The sequence below is a fragment of the Streptomyces sp. NRRL S-646 genome (genome assembly GCF_000720765.1).
In the GTDB taxonomy this organism is placed as follows: domain Bacteria; phylum Actinomycetota; class Actinomycetes; order Streptomycetales; family Streptomycetaceae; genus Streptomyces.
Genome location: NZ_JODC01000009.1, coordinates 480743 through 496937 on the forward strand (window position 1 = coordinate 480743; position 16195 = coordinate 496937).

13 protein-coding genes and 1 pseudogene are annotated in these 16195 nt (G+C 69.7%); 7 read left to right on the forward strand and 7 right to left on the reverse strand.

The window, feature by feature from the left end:
- Positions 1–236: 236 nt before the first annotated feature.
- The 7 genes from IH68_RS0125580 to IH68_RS0125615 all read right to left on the reverse strand — a co-directional run bounded on the left by IH68_RS0125580 (position 237) and on the right by IH68_RS0125615 (position 7593).
- Complete coding sequence (locus IH68_RS0125580) at positions 237–656, reverse strand: ATP-binding protein (RefSeq protein ID WP_051833721.1); 420 nt, start codon at positions 654–656, stop codon at positions 237–239.
- 289 nt (positions 657–945) lie between these two features.
- Positions 946–1296, reverse strand: coding sequence for a MerR family transcriptional regulator (locus tag IH68_RS0125585; RefSeq protein ID WP_030939349.1), 351 nt, complete (start codon positions 1294–1296; stop codon positions 946–948).
- A gap of 478 nt (positions 1297–1774) precedes the next feature.
- On the reverse strand, positions 1775–2089 hold the full coding sequence (locus tag IH68_RS0125590) for an SCO5918 family protein (protein WP_030939350.1): 315 nt from the start codon (positions 2087–2089) through the stop codon (positions 1775–1777).
- Positions 2090–2133: 44 nt separating this feature from the next.
- Positions 2134–2481: a hypothetical protein gene (locus IH68_RS0125595; RefSeq protein WP_030939352.1), complete on the reverse strand. Its 348-nt coding sequence runs from the start codon at positions 2479–2481 to the stop codon at positions 2134–2136.
- A gap of 45 nt (positions 2482–2526) precedes the next feature.
- Positions 2527–4008, reverse strand: a complete 1482-nt coding sequence (locus IH68_RS0125600) for a DEAD/DEAH box helicase (protein WP_030939354.1) — start codon at positions 4006–4008, stop codon at positions 2527–2529.
- 176 nt (positions 4009–4184) lie between these two features.
- Positions 4185–4388: a cold-shock protein gene (locus IH68_RS0125605; protein WP_030939356.1), complete on the reverse strand. Its 204-nt coding sequence runs from the start codon at positions 4386–4388 to the stop codon at positions 4185–4187.
- Between the two features lie 559 nt (positions 4389–4947).
- Positions 4948–7593, reverse strand: a complete 2646-nt coding sequence (locus tag IH68_RS0125615) for an RICIN domain-containing protein (RefSeq protein ID WP_030939361.1) — start codon at positions 7591–7593, stop codon at positions 4948–4950.
- A gap of 598 nt (positions 7594–8191) precedes the next feature.
- Between IH68_RS0125615 and IH68_RS0125620 the strand changes: the two genes are divergently transcribed.
- The 7 genes and pseudogenes from IH68_RS0125620 to IH68_RS0125650 all read left to right on the forward strand — a co-directional run.
- Positions 8192–10507 carry a HAMP domain-containing protein gene (locus IH68_RS0125620; RefSeq protein ID WP_234341567.1) on the forward strand — a complete coding sequence of 772 codons (2316 nt, stop codon included), beginning with the start codon at positions 8192–8194 and terminating at the stop codon, positions 10505–10507.
- A gap of 6 nt (positions 10508–10513) precedes the next feature.
- Positions 10514–11770: a poly-gamma-glutamate synthase PgsB gene (gene pgsB / locus IH68_RS0125625; protein WP_030939365.1), complete on the forward strand. Its 1257-nt coding sequence runs from the start codon at positions 10514–10516 to the stop codon at positions 11768–11770.
- A complete protein-coding gene (locus tag IH68_RS0125630; RefSeq protein WP_030939367.1) occupies positions 11767–12249 on the forward strand; it encodes a poly-gamma-glutamate biosynthesis protein PgsC/CapC in 483 nt (160 codons plus the stop codon). Before pgsB ends, IH68_RS0125630 begins: the two co-directional genes overlap by 4 nt.
- A 58-nt stretch (positions 12250–12307) precedes the next feature.
- Positions 12308–13378 (forward strand): NlpC/P60 family protein, encoded by a 1071-nt coding sequence (locus tag IH68_RS0125635; protein WP_234341569.1) that lies wholly within the window; start codon positions 12308–12310, stop codon positions 13376–13378.
- A gap of 274 nt (positions 13379–13652) precedes the next feature.
- A complete protein-coding gene (locus IH68_RS0125640; RefSeq protein ID WP_051833722.1) occupies positions 13653–14948 on the forward strand; it encodes a cation:proton antiporter in 1296 nt (431 codons plus the stop codon).
- A gap of 82 nt (positions 14949–15030) precedes the next feature.
- Positions 15031–15252: a hypothetical protein gene (locus tag IH68_RS0125645; protein WP_030939373.1), complete on the forward strand. Its 222-nt coding sequence runs from the start codon at positions 15031–15033 to the stop codon at positions 15250–15252.
- Positions 15253–15332: 80 nt separating this feature from the next.
- Positions 15333–15992 (forward strand): annotated as a pseudogene (locus IH68_RS0125650) (ABC transporter transmembrane domain-containing protein); the annotation flags it as partial.
- Between the last annotated feature and the right edge of the window lie 203 nt (positions 15993–16195).

Here is a 16195-nt window from a genome sequence, read left to right on the forward strand (position 1 = left end):
AACCGGTCCGCTCGGCTTGCCGCCCTTCGCGATCAGAAGGAGTCTTCCCACGGCGCATGACGGAGCTGTGCGTTCGCCGTCACAACTGTGCAATAACGGGTCGAATGAGAAGCTTCCCCTCGACCGACGACACTTGCGGGCCCTACGCCCGCTGGGCCGCCACAGAGGGTTCCGGATCACCGCCTCTGTCGGCGGGATCCGAGGACTCGCCCTTCAGCCGTACTCCGCGTGCCGGTTCAGATGGCCAGCACCGCTCGGACGGTCTTTCCGCCGGTCATTGGCACCGCGACGTCGAAACGCTCGGTGAGTGCCCGCACGATGGCCAGCCCCCGTCCGCTCTCGTCCTCGGCATGCCCGGGACGCGTGCGGGGTCGTCCCGGCGCGTCGTCGTGCACCTCCACGGTCACGTGACCCGCGCCCACCTGCAGCCGCAGACGGCAGCCGGTGTGCCCGTGCCGCACCGCGTTGGCGACCAGCTCGGACGCTATGAGCGTGGCGTCGGCCACCTGCTCGGCCCCGACCGCGGCGATGCGGGAATGCGGACGGGTGAGAAAGGCGGACGTCAGTCTGCGAGCCCGAGCGGCCGAGACGAGGGTGCACGGCAGCAGGTATTCGGCGCGTGCGGTTTGTTCTGCGGCACCCTTCTGGGCACGCATGAGTGCTCAACTCCCCTCCTGGGACTTCCGATGCCCCCCGGCCCCGTATTGGGGTGATGCCCGCGGTGGCTGATCGGCAACCCGGTGGTGCCGGCCATGGGTGGGCTGTGCCGCGGCCGTCAGGCGGCGGCCGGGTCCAACACGTCCATCGGAGAAGGGAGTTCGCGCCGTACACCACGACGGGCGGGGCGGCCGGATCGCACCGCCGTGGACCGTGGTTCTCCGCCTCTACGGGCACGCCGACTGCACGGCGCAGGAAGATGTACGTCGACCGCCCGCGTCCGCGTGATCAGCTCGAACCGGCACCGGAACTGTCGGACGCCTTGGCTGCGGCACGGCGGTACTCGGCATTGATGCGCTGAGCTTCCTCGAGCTGGTCCTCGAGGATGACGATGCGGCAAGCCGCCTCGATCGGGGTGCCCCTGTCCACGAGTTCGCGGGCGCGCGCGGCGATCCGCAGCTGGTAGCGGGAGTACCGGCGATGTCCGCCCTCCGAGCGCAGCGGAGTGATCAGACGGGCCTCACCGATGGCTCGGAGGAAGCCAGGGGTGGTGCCGAGCATTTCGGCGGCCCGGCCCATGGTGTACGCGGGGTAGTCGTCGTCATCAAGACGATCGCTGAGTGGGGTATCTGCTGCCATGTCACCTCGTTGTGCAACGCATCGAGGGGCCCTGGTGCCGTACGGCACCAGGGCCCCGAAGGGAATTGAACACCATCTGTCGGCCCTCATGCTGTGCCGACCGTCTGTTTCCGCTACCCGGCCCGGCAAGGGGAGGGGTGCGGGTATCGCAGCTGCGTGACCGGGGACCACCTTCCATTTCCGGGTTCTTGCGGTACCCGGACCGAGAGCGTGAACGGGTACCGCGGTACTGCGGACTTCAGGTACTGCTACCCGGCAGTTCGTGTCTGCCAGGTCTCCGTTGACCGTCTCAACGAGAAAAAGAGTAACCGTGGCAGGATCCAATGTCTACTCTGGCAAGAGTAGATTTTGGCAGTCGCAGGCCACAGGCATCCTGCTGGCCGCGACAACGGTGGACCCGGACATGACGGTGAGGGCCCTGCCGACGCGCGTCGGCAGGGCCCTCACCGGGTCTCTGGTGGCGGTTGCCCGCCTGTCCTCACGCCTCCGGGGAGGCGGCACCCCCGAGCAGCGCCGACGCGGTCCGGAGCGGAGTGGGGACACTCACCGGAGCGGTCTCGGGTCGGTCGTGGCAGGTGAAGCCGAGGCGGGTCATGGCCCGGACGACTTCGCCGCTGGTGAAGTCCCGGCCGTCCTGCCGGGTGACGACCTGGCCTACCTGTCCGACCGGGTAGCGGCGGCGGCCGATGGTCACGGACTCACCTGTGACGAGCTCGGGCGTGACGCCCTTCATCGAGGCCAGCACCCCGCTCTTGGTCAGCTCGAACGGGTACCGGGCGATGACACAGCGCATGACGGCTCGCAGACAAGTAGGAGGGGCCGGGCGGGCGGGGCAGGTCAGTGGGCCAGGGCGAGGGCACCCGGGGTCCGGTCGCGCCCACCGACGGCCTTGGGCCGAGCGCCGGCCGAGGTGAACGGGCCGACGAGCACGTCCCGCAGACGGATCCGGTCCGTGTAGGTGGGGCTGTCGCGGAGAACGGCGAGCACGGCCAGGGTGATCAGGCCGGTGCTCTGGTCGTCCCCGTCGCACAGCACGAGGTGATCGACACGGGCGCCTGCCATGAGCGACAGAGCCACCTCGACCGTCATGTCGTCACGGACCCGAGGTCCGGACGCGTCCCTGTCGTCGACCAGGGCCTTGGGGGAGCGATCCGCTGCACGGTGCTGGGTCTGAGCAGGCGTCATAGGTGCCTCCTACCGTAAGGGGGTGGGCTGGTGATCACAGCGGCTCTAGGCAGCCGGGGCGAACCGGGTGCGACGCTTCGCGCTGCGGCGGGCCGCTTCACCGACGGGCCGGCCCTGGCCGGCCTGGCCCCGGCGACCCCGACGTCCCCGGGAGGAAGAAGAGGCGCCGCGGGGGCCTTCCACGCTCGGCGCTGTGACCACGACCGGGACACCGGAAGGAGCCTGGGCACCCGTGATGCGGCTGAGCTCCGCCTCGCCCGAACGCACCTGGGCGATCCGGGGAGTGATGCCTGCGGAAGCCATCAGCCGGTTCATACCGCGACGCTGATCGGGAGTCACGAGGGTGACGACGCTGCCGGACTCGCCGGCGCGGGCGGTACGACCGCCGCGGTGCAGATAGTCCTTGTGGTCACTGGGCGGATCCACGTTGACGACCAGGTCGAGGTTGTCGACGTGGATCCCGCGCGCCGCGACGTTGGTCGCCACGAGTACCGTCACGTGGCCGCTCTTGAACTGGGTGAGCGTCCGTGTGCGCTGCGGCTGGGACTTGCCCCCGTGCAGGGCCGCGGCGCGGACACCGCTGCTCAGCAGGTGGCTGGTCAGCCGGTCCACCGCGTGCTTGGTGTCCAGGAACATGATCACTCGGCCGTCGCGCGCCGCGATCTCGGTGATCGTCCGGTGCTTGTCGGCGTCGTGGACATGGAGTACGTGGTGCTCCATCGTGCTGACCGCGCCCGCCGAGGGGTCGACGGAGTGGACCACCGGGTCGGTCAGGTAGCGGCGGACCAGCAGGTCGACGTTGCGGTCCAGGGTGGCCGAGAAGAGCATCCGCTGCCCGCCGGGACGTACCTGGTCGAGCAGGGCGGTGACCTGGGGCATGAAGCCCATGTCGGTCATCTGGTCGGCCTCGTCGAGGACCGTGACGGCGACGTCGCCGAGACGGCAGTCGCCCCGGTCGATGAGGTCCTTGAGCCGTCCGGGCGTCGCGACGACCACCTCGGCCCCGGCGCGCAGCGCACCCGCCTGCCTGCCGATGGACATCCCGCCGACCACGGTGGCCAGCCGCAGACTCACCGCGCGGGCGTACGGAGTGAGTGCGTCGGTGACCTGCTGGGCCAGCTCCCGGGTGGGGACGAGCACGAGGGCGAGCGGCTGCCGCGGCTCGGCGCGCCGCCCCGCGGTACGGGCGAGCACGGCGAGTCCGAAGGCGAGGGTCTTGCCCGAACCGGTGCGGCCACGGCCGAGTACGTCACGACCGGCCAGGGAGTTCGGCAGGGTTGCCGCCTGGATCGGGAACGGCACGGTCACGCCTTCGTGGCCGAGAGCGGTGAGCAACCGCGCCGGCATGGCGAGATCGGCGAACGACTCGACGGCAGGCAGCGCGGGCGTGATGGTCTTCGGCGGCGCGAAATCGCTCGGTACGGTCCGTCGATTTCCGTAACCTTTGGAACGGTGCTGGGCACCGGAGCGGTGGACGGCGCCCCCTCCGGATCGGTCATATGTGCGGGTCTTGTGTGTGCGATTCATGCGGGAACCTTCCTTGATGTGGCACGTGCCAAGGAATTCCCGCAGCAAAGGAGCGGCGCAGAGAATCTCGAGAACGAGCCAAGAGTGATGTGAGCCGCGCCCCGAAATGCAGCGAGCTGGGGCCCGCACCCCAAGGTGCGGGCCCCAGCTGCGAAGTATGCGCGTTGGTGCCGGTGTCAGGCGGGAACGATGTTCTCGGCCGTCGGGCCCTTCTGGCCCTGCGCGATGTCGAACGACACCTTCTGGCCTTCCTGCAGCTCGCGGAAGCCCTGTGCGGCGATGTTCGAGTAGTGGGCGAAGACGTCGGGGCCGCCGCCGTCCTGCTCGATGAAGCCGAAGCCCTTTTCCGCGTTGAACCACTTCACGGTGCCAGTAGCCATTTTATTTCTCCTTCGGAGGCGGAGTCAGGGAATCCGCCCTGTGCGGATTCCGTGTCGCCGTGATGATTAACCCGTCGGAAATGAACCTTCTGGCAACCACACCTGCAACTGGTATCGACAGTAGCACGGTGCGATCGGCTCTGCGCGGTTGGTAAATTCAATCCGGTTGCGTTTTGAGGAATACTCGCCGTGCGCCGCACCTAATTCTCATGTCGCGGAAACAGATATTGCTGCCCGTGGACGGGGTGTTCCGACCGGCCGCCTCCAGCCACAGCGCCATGACCTCCTGCGATGGGCATGTCCCCGCCGCCGTCGTCGTCAGCGGATGAGACAAGAGGAGCGCGCCCGAGACCCCGCGACGGCGATGGATGTCACATGCGCCCTCGGCGCCGCTCGCGCCGCTGTCGGCCGCGTGTGCGGGGGCGAAGATCTGTCCGCTGACCTGGGCGTGCACGAAGAAGGACCCGCACTCCAACGCCGGCAGCACTCCCGTCCGAGCGGCTCCTTCTCCGTGGCGGGGCCGCAGGCCTCGTGCCTGCGGCCCCGCTTCGGCATTGGGTCAGGACGGGTCGCCGTACTGGAGGCCGCGTCCGTTGGTGCCGATGTAGACACGGCCGAAGGTGTCGGGGTCGCCGGTGATGATGCCGATGCTGCCGATGGCGCCCCACTGGTGGGCGTCGTCGTTGATGCGAAGCCAGCTTGCGCCCTTGTCGGTGGAGCGGAAGACGCCGGTGACGTTGTCGACGGTGCCGAGCAGGTAGAGGGCCTGGTAGTTGGTGCCCGGCTTGGCCTTGCCGAAGCCGAGGGCGGAGGCGGACTTCACCGTGCTGAGGGTGGTGAAGGTGCGGCCGCCGTCGGTGGAGTGCAGCAGCCCCTTGCCGCTGCCGGAGAGCCACAGGTCACCCGCGACGCCGGGGACGGCGCTGAGCTTCCCGCTCGGCAGGTTGGAGGCGCGGGCACCGAAGGTCGCACCGCCGTCGGTGCTGGCGTAGAGCGTGCCGTTGCTCAGCGAGTAGAAGGTGTTGGCCGAGGACCGGTCGGCGACGACCATGGCGTCGTTGCCGAGGCCGTTGACCCTCGACCAGCTCGCGCCCCGGTCGGTGGAGCGGTACGGGGCCTGGCCGGCCTCGGCCCAGACGAAGCTGGAGCCGTCCGCCGCGATCGCGATGTGGCCGCTGTCCGCGCTGGGCACCGGCTCGCCCTTGAAGCCGTTCCAGGTGTGGCCGCCGTCGGTGGAGAGGGCGCCGTCCTGCGCACCGCCCCGGCCGACCCGGACCACCAGCGAGGGGTTGGACTGGGCGAAGTCGACGGAGGTGCTGTTGTAGATCTCCGGGTTGGTCAGCCGCCCGGTGGGCTCCTTCGTCAGGTCGTCGTACACGAAGCCGCCCTGGTCGCCCAGCGAGGTGATGAGGGCGGCGGCGCCGGGCGGGGAGACCGCGTCGTAGTACGCCGTCTCCTCCAGCCCGCGGGCTCCGATGAACCAGTGGCTGGTGCCGCCGTTGTCGGTCGCGTTGGCGTCGTTGCTGGCCCAGATGCCGTTGCCGGTGCCGTACATCACGTGCCCGGAGTCGAACGGGTCGATGCTCAGCGCGGTCATCCAGTGCCCGATGCCGGTGCCGAGGTACGGGGCGAGGGAGGCGTTCCGCACGGACCTGTCGGACTGGGTCTTCCAGGTCGCACCGCCGTCGGTGCTGCGGTAGACCTCGTCCTGCGGCCACCAGCGGTCCAGCGTGGTGACCATCACCGTGGACGGCTTCTGCGGGTCGACGGCCAGACCGGCGAACCCGTAGTTGCCCTGCGACGGCGAGATGTTCTTCCACGCCCCGCCGGCGTACTTCCACACCGAACCGCCCGACACGTTGTTCGGGCCGGTGTTGTTGGAGTACGACACGTACAGCGAGCCGTCACCGGAGAGCACGCCGTGCTGCGGCACCTGGCCGGTGGGCTGCCCGGAGACCGCCTGCCAGGAGTTGCCGCCGTCGGTGGACCGGTACAGGTTGGTGGACCTGTCGGCGACGCCGACGTAGACCGTGTTGCTGCCGGCCGGGCCGTACGTCACGAAGGAGATGCCGGTGCCGAAACTCGCGCCGTCCTTGACCGGGAACGAGGAGACCTGGTTCCAGGTCTTACCGGCGTCGGTGCTGCGCCACAGGCCGTTCTTGCGGGTGCCCAGCAGCAGGTTGTCGTGGTTCGCGGGGTCGATCACCAGGCGCTCGCCCGCCCCGCGGGCGTCCTCGTTGCCGCCCAGCTTGAACGGCAGTTCGGTGCGCTGGAAGGTGCGGCCGCGGTCGGTGGAGCGCAGGAGCGCGCCGTTGCCGGCCCAGTCGTTGGTGTAGGTGCCGGCGGCGAGGTAGAGCCGGTTCGGGTCGACCGGGTCGGTGGCCAGCGACTCGATGCCCAGCAGGTTCCAGTCCTTCTCGCCGACCCAGTCGGTCAGCGGGATCCACTGCTCGGCCCCGGTGTCCCAGCGGTAGGCGCCGCCCATGTCGGTGCGCGCGTACAGCAGGCCCTTCTCCTTCTGGTTGAACACCAGACCCGTGACGTAACCGCCGCCCGCCACCGGGGCGTTCTTCCACACATACGGCCCGGTCGCGGCCGTCGTCTGCTCCGCGCCGGACCCCGACGCCTGGGTCTCGGCCACCTTCACCAGCTTCCACTGCTGGTTGGTGCTGCCCCGGTCCGGATACTGGATGACGGTCGCGCCCTGGGCCGTGGAACCTCCGGAGACGTCCAGGACCTGGCCGCTCCTGCGGGAGACGAAGGTGACGGCGTCGGAACCGCTCACGTCATTGATCTTCCACTCCTGTGAGGTGGAGGACGTGTCGGTCTGCTGTTCCGCAACAGCCGTCTGAGCGGTGGAATTTCCTGCTATGCCCAGCACCTTGCCGCTGTTGCGGTTCACCAGCTCGTAGTAGCCGTCCCCGGTGGACTTCAGCTTCCACTGCTGGTTGGCGGTGTTCTGGTCGGTCCACTGCTGGATACGGGTGCCGTCGGCGGTGGAGTACCCGTTGACATCCATCACCTTGCCGCTGCGCACGGAGACCAGCCGGTAGTAGGCGTTGCCGTCGACCGTCGCGGCCTGCGAGTCCTCCTGCACGAACGCGAGATACGGCAGGACGACGGCGGGCACGCCGAGCAGCAGACCAGTGGCGGTCCAGCGACGGCGGTGACGCCCGCGGCGCCCGCCGTTCGTGGGGTTGTTCATGGGGGTGGTGTTCTCCTTGCGTACCGTTCACCGGAGGAAGAGCGAATCCAGGCACCGCGATGACCGGATCCGACTCCTTGTGGTCACAGGCGCCGCAATGGGTTGCCCTGAGCCGGAAACTTTTTTCAGGTCACCTCGTGGTGCGGTGGGCGTTCCCTGCCGCAGCCCCGACTGACGCCCCGTCATGCATCGCAGCCCTTCGGGCGAGACCCCCGCCGATCGGCGGGGGGGGAGCAGCCGACTGCGGGATGGGCAAGGCGGAAGAAATGCAAAATGATCCTTGCGGGCAATTGTCATCTCGCTCGAAAGCGGCTCATCACGATGCGTTCGCATTCCGTGAAGCCTAAATTCACCATTCCCATGGGTGTCCCGAACCGAACTTTTCGGCCATCGAATCCACTCCCAAAATCCTGCAAACCAGCAGGTCAGAGGAGTGGTGATGCTCTTTATGCAATGCGCGCAACGGCGCTTTGTCGCCAGTGGGTGAGTACCGTCACACCTCCCCGATAAACCGGCGACGCATTCCCGTCGTCAGGCAGGTCAAGAACTTCTGTTCGTTGCTTCACGCGACATCGCCAGAGCTCGGAAAGGATGCTTCTTGACCACCACTCGATCCCCGATATCCACGCAGGGCCCGGCTCGGCGTCGGGCGGACATGGCTGTGTTGGGAGGTGTGCGGCCGCCACTGGCGGCCCTGCCGGTTCTGCTGGCGCTCGTCGCGGGTCTGACGGTGTTCGCCGTCGGGAGCGATGCCGAACGGGGCGTTCCCGAGGCCGTCCTCAGCTCCCAGCAGCACATCGCCGAGGACGGGGCGGTCGCGCTGCAGGGCTCCGTCGACCAGAGCGTCACCGATCTGCGGGCGGCGGCCGCGGACTTCGCGGGCTCCAAGTCCGTACCGGCGGACGGAATGCTGACCCGCCTCGACCGCACCTACCGCAAATGGCGCGGTACCGCCGTCGTCGACCTGGCCACCGGTCGGCTGCTCGCCTCGCAGGGCGAGGCCGTGCCGCTCGGGAAGGTGAACCTTCGTGGACTGCCGGCGAACCCGCCTCCGAGACTGGTGCGGGACGACTCGGGCGTCACCCGGCTGCTGGCCTTCGCGACGCTGTCGCAGGGCGGCAGGCAGGAGTTGCTCGTCGCCTCCCAGAGCCTGAAGCCGCCGGGAATCTCCGTCGGCAGGAATCACACGCTGGATGTCGTGGACCGTGACGGGTCCACTCTCGCCTCGGCCGGGCCGGGATCCGGCACCGACCGGGCCAAGGCACTGGCCGGCACCGCCGCCCGCGAGGCGCAGGGCAAGGCACCGTCGGACACCGCCGCCGCCGGCGGCTTCGACGGTCCGAGCGGCAGTCTCGTCGGGGCGGCGGACGGCAACGCCCGTACCGCCGTCGGGTACGCCTCGGTGGCCCGGGGGCCGGCCACGAAGGAGAGTCCGAGCAGCTCGCTCGGGCTGACGGTCGTCACGACGGTGCGGACCGAGCGTCATGGGGCCGGGACCGGCGATCTTCGTCTCGCCCTCCTTGCCGCGGCCGTGCTGCTGACCCTCGCGGCCGGGGTCACCGTCGCCCTCCACATGATGGTGCAGCGGCCTGTGTTGCGGTTGCGACGCGACGCGCAGAGGATCGGTTCGGGCGACCTCACGACTCCCGTGCGCGTGCCCCGCTTCGGGGAACCCGCCCGGGTCGGCACCGCGCTGGAGGCACTGCGCCTCCAACTCCGCGGCAGGGGCGGGCCGTCGCAGGAGACGGTCGCGCAGCCACCGGCCAAGGGGCGTGTTCTGCTCGGGACGGGCAAGGGCCGACGTCGGCTCGGACTGCGCACCGTCCTGGTGGTGTGTGCGTTCGCTCTGCTGGCCTGGCCCGCGTCGATGCTGCTGACGCTCGCAGGTACCCTGCCGCGCCCGGCCGCGGTCGTACCGCGGCTCATCTCCGACGACCAGCGGCAACGCACCCAGACGACGGCCGATCGCGTGCGCAGGGGGATCAACGACGGATACGCGGATCTCGCCCATCTCGCCACCGTGGTCGGCGCTTCCCGGTCGGAGGAGGCGGGCAAGGCCCTCGAAAGATCCCTGGAGCAGCACGGCCGATACCGGTCCCTGTACGTCGTCGACGGCGCCGGCAGGATCCTCGCCCGCGCCGGCGACGAACCCCGTACCCCGAAGAAGGCCCGCATCAGGCCCGGGGTCATGCAGACGAACACCTCAGGCACGGAACCGGTGCTCGCCGCCGTGGCCGCCCAGCAGGTCAAGGGTGCGTCGGCGAAGTCCCAACACCGCTATGTCGTAGGCGAGTTCAAGGTCCAGTACCTGGCCGGCATCCTCAGCCGGCCCGGTCTCGGCTCGGTGTGGCTGGTGGACTCCGCGCATCGGGTCATCGCCTCCAACAAGGGGTTCGTGGCCTTCGGGCGAGTCTCCGACGGCCGGCTGCGGGCCCAGCTGAAGGCCGTCCGCAACACCAAGGGCTCCGCCGAGCTGCTGCTCGGCTGGAGGGATCCCGCGGTCGCCGCTGTGGCGCCGTTCAACGACAAGCGGGGCGTCGCGAGCGCACTTCGCTGGAGCGTCGCCTCCATCAGGCCGGTGTTCTGGATCGGCCTGCCCGAGTACGAGGCCCAGCGGCGGATCATGCTCGTCGGTCTGCTGGGGGTGACCACGGGCGCCCTCTGCCTCGGCTGGCTGCACCTCGTCGTCGTACGTCCGCTGCGTGAAGTCGCCCGGGGCGCCGAGGCGTTGGCGGCGGGGGACCGCCGAACGGTGCTCTACCCGCGCCACCACGACGAGGTGGGATCCCTCGCCCGCAGCCTCGAACTGATCAGACAGCGACTCCCGCGCACCAACACACAGCCCGCGTCCGGTTCCCCGGACGGGGCGCCCACCGCCTCCCCTTCCCTGTCCGGCCCCGGTCCCAGGAGCTGACCCGCCGTGCTCTTCCTGTACTGCGTCCTTGCGGTGTGCTGCGCCGGCCTGCTCGTCGCAGGCGTCGTCGAACAGCGCCGCCATGACGCGAAACTCGCCGCCATACCCACCCGCGTGCTGGTCAACGGCATTCGCGGCAAGTCCTCCATCACCCGGCTGTGCGCGGGCGCGCTGCGCGGCAGCGGCCTGGTGACCGTCGCCAAGACCACGGGAACCGCGGCCCGGTTCATCCACCCCGACGCCACCGAGGAGCCGGTCTACCGCAAGTTCGGCATCGCCAACGTCGTCGAGCAGATCGGCATCGTCCGGCGGGCCGCCGGCTACCGGCCCGATGTCCTGGTCATGGAGTGCATGGCCGTCATGCCCGCACTCCAGGAGATCAACCAGACCAAGCTGATCCGCTCCACCATCGGCGTGCTCTGCAACGTCCGCGAGGACCATCTCGAAGAGATGGGGCCGACCTTGGACGACGTGGCCCGCTCGCTGTGCCGGTCCATGCCTCAGGGCGGCGTCTGCGTCACCGCGGAGAAGGAGCGCTTCCACATCCTCCAGGAGGAGGCCGACGCCCGGAACTGCGAGCTGGTCCACGCCGACCCGGAAACCGTCACCGACGAGGAACTGCGCGGCTTCAGCTGGTTCACCTTCAAGGAGAACGTCGCCATCGCACTCGCGGTCGCCGAACTGCTCGGCGTCGACCGCGCGACCGCGCTGAAGGGCATGTACGAGGCGCCACCGGACCCGGGAGTGCTGTCCGTCGAGCGGTACCGCACCCCCGACGGAAAGGGGCTGCGCTTCGCGAACGTCTTCGCCGCCAACGATCCCGAGTCGACGCTGATGAACATCACGCAGCTGCTCGAACTGGGCGCGATCCACCGTCCGTTGCACGTCGTCATCAACTGCCGTCCCGACCGTGTGGAGCGCAACGGGCAGATGGGCGCGCTCATCCCCCAGCTCGACCCGGAGACGGTCTTCCTCATCGGCCACCCCACCAAGTCGGCCGCCGACGCCATACCCGCCCACTGGACCGGGAACGTCGTCGATCTCGGCGGCGACCGCCGCGACCCCGACCGGCTCATCACGGATCTGCTGGCTCACCTGGGGCCGGACTCCTCGCTCGTCGCCATCGGCAACATCCACGGCCAGGGCGAACTCTTCCTGGAGCGGCTCACGGCACTCGCGCCCGAACACCCCGACGCCGACCCCGCCGACGCCACCACATCACCCGGCGCCCACCACAACTCCTCCCAGGGAGCTTCCCGTTGATCCCCGCAGTAGTCACACCCCAGATCGCCGCCATCGGCATCGCACTCGGTCTGGTCTTCTCCCTCCTGTGCTACCTGACCACGAACCTCTCACCGGGCGGCATGATCACCCCCGGCTGGCTCGCCCTCACCCTCGTCGGCGATCTGCGGCGCGCCGCCATGGTCGCGGCCGTGGCAGCCCTGACCTACCTGCTGACCAAGCTGCTGCAGCGCTTCGTCATCCTCTACGGCAAGCGGCTCTTCGCCGCCGTCGTGCTCACCGGTGTCCTGCTCCAGGCCGGGCTCTCCCTGGTGCTCCAGCAGCAGTTCCCCCTGCTGTTCGCCCATCAGGCCCTCGGGTTCATCGTGCCCGGTCTCATCGCCTACCAGCTGCAGAGGCAGCCCAAGGCAGCGACGGTGCTCTCCACCTGCGCGGTCACTTTCGCCGCGTACGTGATTCTGGTGTCCGGGCTGCTGCTGGGCGCCCTGCCCACGACATGAGCCGCCCCCTTCCCGACATGCGGCGCCCTCTCTCCTTCCCGCCCATCGGAGTTGCCCAGTGAAACGCCCCCTGCCCGGAATCCGGAAGCTCTCCCTGCCCAGGAACGCGGTCCTGTCCCTGGTGACAGCCGTCCTGCTCGCCGCGAGCTGCCTACTGACCCTGCAGCTCAGGCACCGCACCGATCAGCCGACGGCAACACCGGCAGTACCGGCATCACAGGCATCACCGGGTGCCGTGATCCGGGCCGGTAGCGGCCCGCTGCACTTCGAGCGGATCGGCAACCCCGCCCGCACGGTCGCCCGCGACCGGCACGGCAGCATCGTCGCCACGCTCACCGACGGCGCCCGTACGGCCGTACTGACAGGGCCCAGCAGGTCGTTCGCGGAGCCGCGGACGACGGCTGCCCGGGTCGTCACCAGGAGCTGGGTGCGGCTGCTGCCCAAGGCATGGGCCCGTGGCGCGGAGCAGAGCGACTGGTTCAGGACCTGGCTCAGGTCCCGGCTCGGCAGCCGCGATCCCGACCTCCTCGCCACGGCCTTCGACTACATCGCCGGCGCCCCGGCCCGGAAGACGGCGGCGGGAGTCCCCTACCGCGGTGCCGCCCGCTACACACCGGGCGCCGTCGGCGACAAGCGGCGCACGGGCTCGGACTTCTACGACTACCTGGGCATCCCCTGGACCTTCCCGGACGCGGTCACCCGCCGCCCCGAGAAGGACCGCTCGCGCTCCGTCGACAGCTCCGGCTATGTCCGGCTGGTGTACGGATACCGCTCGGGGTTTCCGCTGAACAGCCGGGACAGCGCGGCGGGCAGCGGACTGCAGCGGACCGCCGACGCGATCGCCCACGCGCGGCTCGGCGTACCCGTGATCCCCCTCGCGGGCCGCCGCCCCGCTGTCATCCAGCAGCTCCAGCCGGGCGATCTGGTCTTCTTCCGAACACGGGAGCTGCCCGGCGGACGGATCGGCCACGTCGGCATCTACCTCGGCCTGGACACCGACGACCACCCGCGCTTCATCTCCAGCCGGAAGAACGCGGGCGGCCCCACCATGGGCGACAAGGGCGGCACCTCACGGCTCGACGGTGACGGCTACTACGCCCAAGGGCTGCGCGGGGCCCGCCGCCTCTGACTCCGTTGCCGGGCCGTCCGGCCCCGCCGATCGGCGGGGGTGGAGCAGCCGACTGCGGGATGGGCAAGGCAGAGGAAACGCAAAATGATCCTGTTCGTTGCTCCACGCGACATCGGCCGAGCCCCGCAACGATGCTTCCTGACCACCACTCGATCCCCGATATTCACTCAGCGCCCGGTTCGGCGCCGGGCGGGCATGGCGAGGAGCTGCTGAGCTGTCGGAGCAGGGGCCGGGGGCGGCCGCTGGTCTGTTCCGAGTTCTGAAGCGGATTCAAATGATCTCTGTCCTGATTGTGATCACCACGGTGGTGGCCGGTTGGTCGCTGGTCGCCGGCCGGCTGGAACAACGGCATGTGCGGGCTCCTCTGGTGCTGGTGCTCGCGGGCGTCGTCACGGGGGTGTTCACGCACAGCCATATCGCCGCCACGTTGAACTCCGAGGTCGCTCAGCATGTGGCCGAGGTCATCCTGGCCGTCCTGCTGTTCGTCGACGCCACCGAGCTGCCGGGCGGGCGACTGTTCGGCAACGACCCCGGCTCCGCGGCGCGGGCCCTGCTGGTGGCCCTGCCGATGAGCCTGATCACGATGGTGCTGCTGGGGACGTTGCTGCTGCCCGGACTGCCGGTCGCGCTGCTGCTGCTCATCGCGTGCATCGTCGTCCCGACCGACTTCGCCCCGGCCGAGACGCTGGTCCGCGACCGGCGTATCCCGGCGAGGGTGCGCAGCGTGCTCAACGTGGAGAGCGGCTACAACGACGGCATCGTGTCGCCCCTCTTCCTGTTCGCACTGATCCTCGTCGGCACCAACTCCGTCACCCGCACACCCGTGCAGGCCCTCGGCACGGCCGTGCCGTTCGCGCTGAAGGCACTCGTGGCCGGCTTCGTGGTGGGGGCGCTGGTGGCGTGGCTGATCAATCTGGCCGACCGTGCGGAGTGGATGACGGAGCAGTCCCGACGGGTCGTCGTGCTGGTCACACCACTGCTCGCCTACACCGTGACCGTGGCGATGGACGGCAATGGCTTCGTGGCCTCGTTCGTGTGCGGGATCGCCTTCCGCTACGTCAGGCAGGCACCGGTCCGCCGACGGGGCGCTTCGGCTCCCCACGCCTCGGACTTCCAGCTCATCGAGGACACCAACTCGATGATGACGATGTGCATGTGGTTCTTCTTCGGCAACGCCGTGGTGCTCGCCGTGGGTGACGGCGTCCAGTGGCCCACCGTCGTGCTCTGCGCCGCCGCGCTCACCGTCGTGCGCATCCTTCCGATCATGCTTGCCTTCCTCGGCTCGAAGTTCACCTGGCGGGAACGGCTCATGGTCGGCGCGCTCGGACCACGCGGCACCACCTCCATCGTGTTCGGCCTGCTCGCGTTCAACGCCCTGCCGGACGGGCGGTACGCCGACACCGCCCTGTACGCCATGACCCTGACGGTGCTCGGCAGCGTTCTGCTCCACGGCGGCGGCTCGATGGCCATCGCCCGGTCCCTGACCGGCCCGCCCCCGTCGGCTGCCGACGGCCCTGGCTCCGCGGGGACCGACGAGCCGGACTCACAGGTCGTCGCCGGGTGGAGTTGATGTTCTTCCCCAGCCACTCGGCGGGGGTGGACCCGACAGTCGTCGGATGTGCGGAGAGCGGCCGGGCGCCCAGGCTGGAGGCATGACACAGCGTGTTCACACCAAGGAGCCCGAGACCGTGCTCGAGGCATCGGCCGGCATCGACGTGCCGGGCCGTGAGATCACACGTGGCAGAGGCGGGTTGTCGGAACTTCTCGGCCTGACGCTGGTGGCGGGCGCCGGTGTCCTGTTCGTGGTCCGTCCTGAGTTCTACGAAGCCGGGGTGCACATCCTCGCCACGCGAGCGGCCTCACTGGTCCACTGAGCCGGCGCCCGACGAAGGGCCGTCGCAGCCGCCGACGCGGTGCGCGGCCGGCCCCGTAGGAAAGGAATTCTGTGATCACCGGGCTGCTGCAGCCGCTGGCCACGAAGGCACTGGTCGACCGGCTCTCGTCCGGTGGCACCATCGGAAACGTCCTGCCGGCACCGACCGTGCTGGTGCTGCTGAGCACGGCGGCCGAGGCGTTCGGTGCCCATGTGCTGGAACGGACGGCTGAGTTGGTGGTGCTCGCCGCCCGCCGCAGCCTCATCGGACGGTTGCTGCGGCTGCGCCTTGCGGAGGTGGACCGGATGCAGCCGGGCGATCTGATGTCCCGGGTGACCTCCGACACCACGCTGCTGCGGGCGGTCAGCACCCAGGCGGTGGTCTCCGCGGCGACGGGGGCGGTGACCCTGGTCGCGGCGGTCGTGGTGATGGCGTTCCTCGATGCCGTCCTGCTGGGCGTCACGCTTGGCGTGGTCGCGGTCGTCGGTGTGGGTGCCGCGCTGGTGATTCCGAAGATCGGGCAGGCCACCGAGCGTTCCCAGGCGGCTGTCTGGGAGATGTCCACCTGCCTGGAGCGGGTCTTCGGCGCGTTCCGTACGGTGAAGGCGTCCGGCGCCGAGGAGCGGGAGACCGCTCGCGTCGAGGCGGCGGCGCGCAGGGCGTATCGCCATGGTGTGCGCAGCGCCAAGTGGGAAGCCGTGCTGGGGTCGGCGGACAACCTCGCCGTCGAGCCGGCGTTCCGATCTCCAAGGCGGAGCCCCACCGTCCGCCGAGCCTCGCCCACCCGCCCGCCGACGGGCCGGAGCGCTCCCCCCGACCGGCTGGAACCGGCCTGCCGGGTGGCGGGTGTCCGCAGCGGCCCGACCGTCGCGTGCCCTGCCGGACGTACTGTCGTCAGCAGGCGATCACCGAAGAGAACGTGGACGCCCCGAGGCGGGGTGCA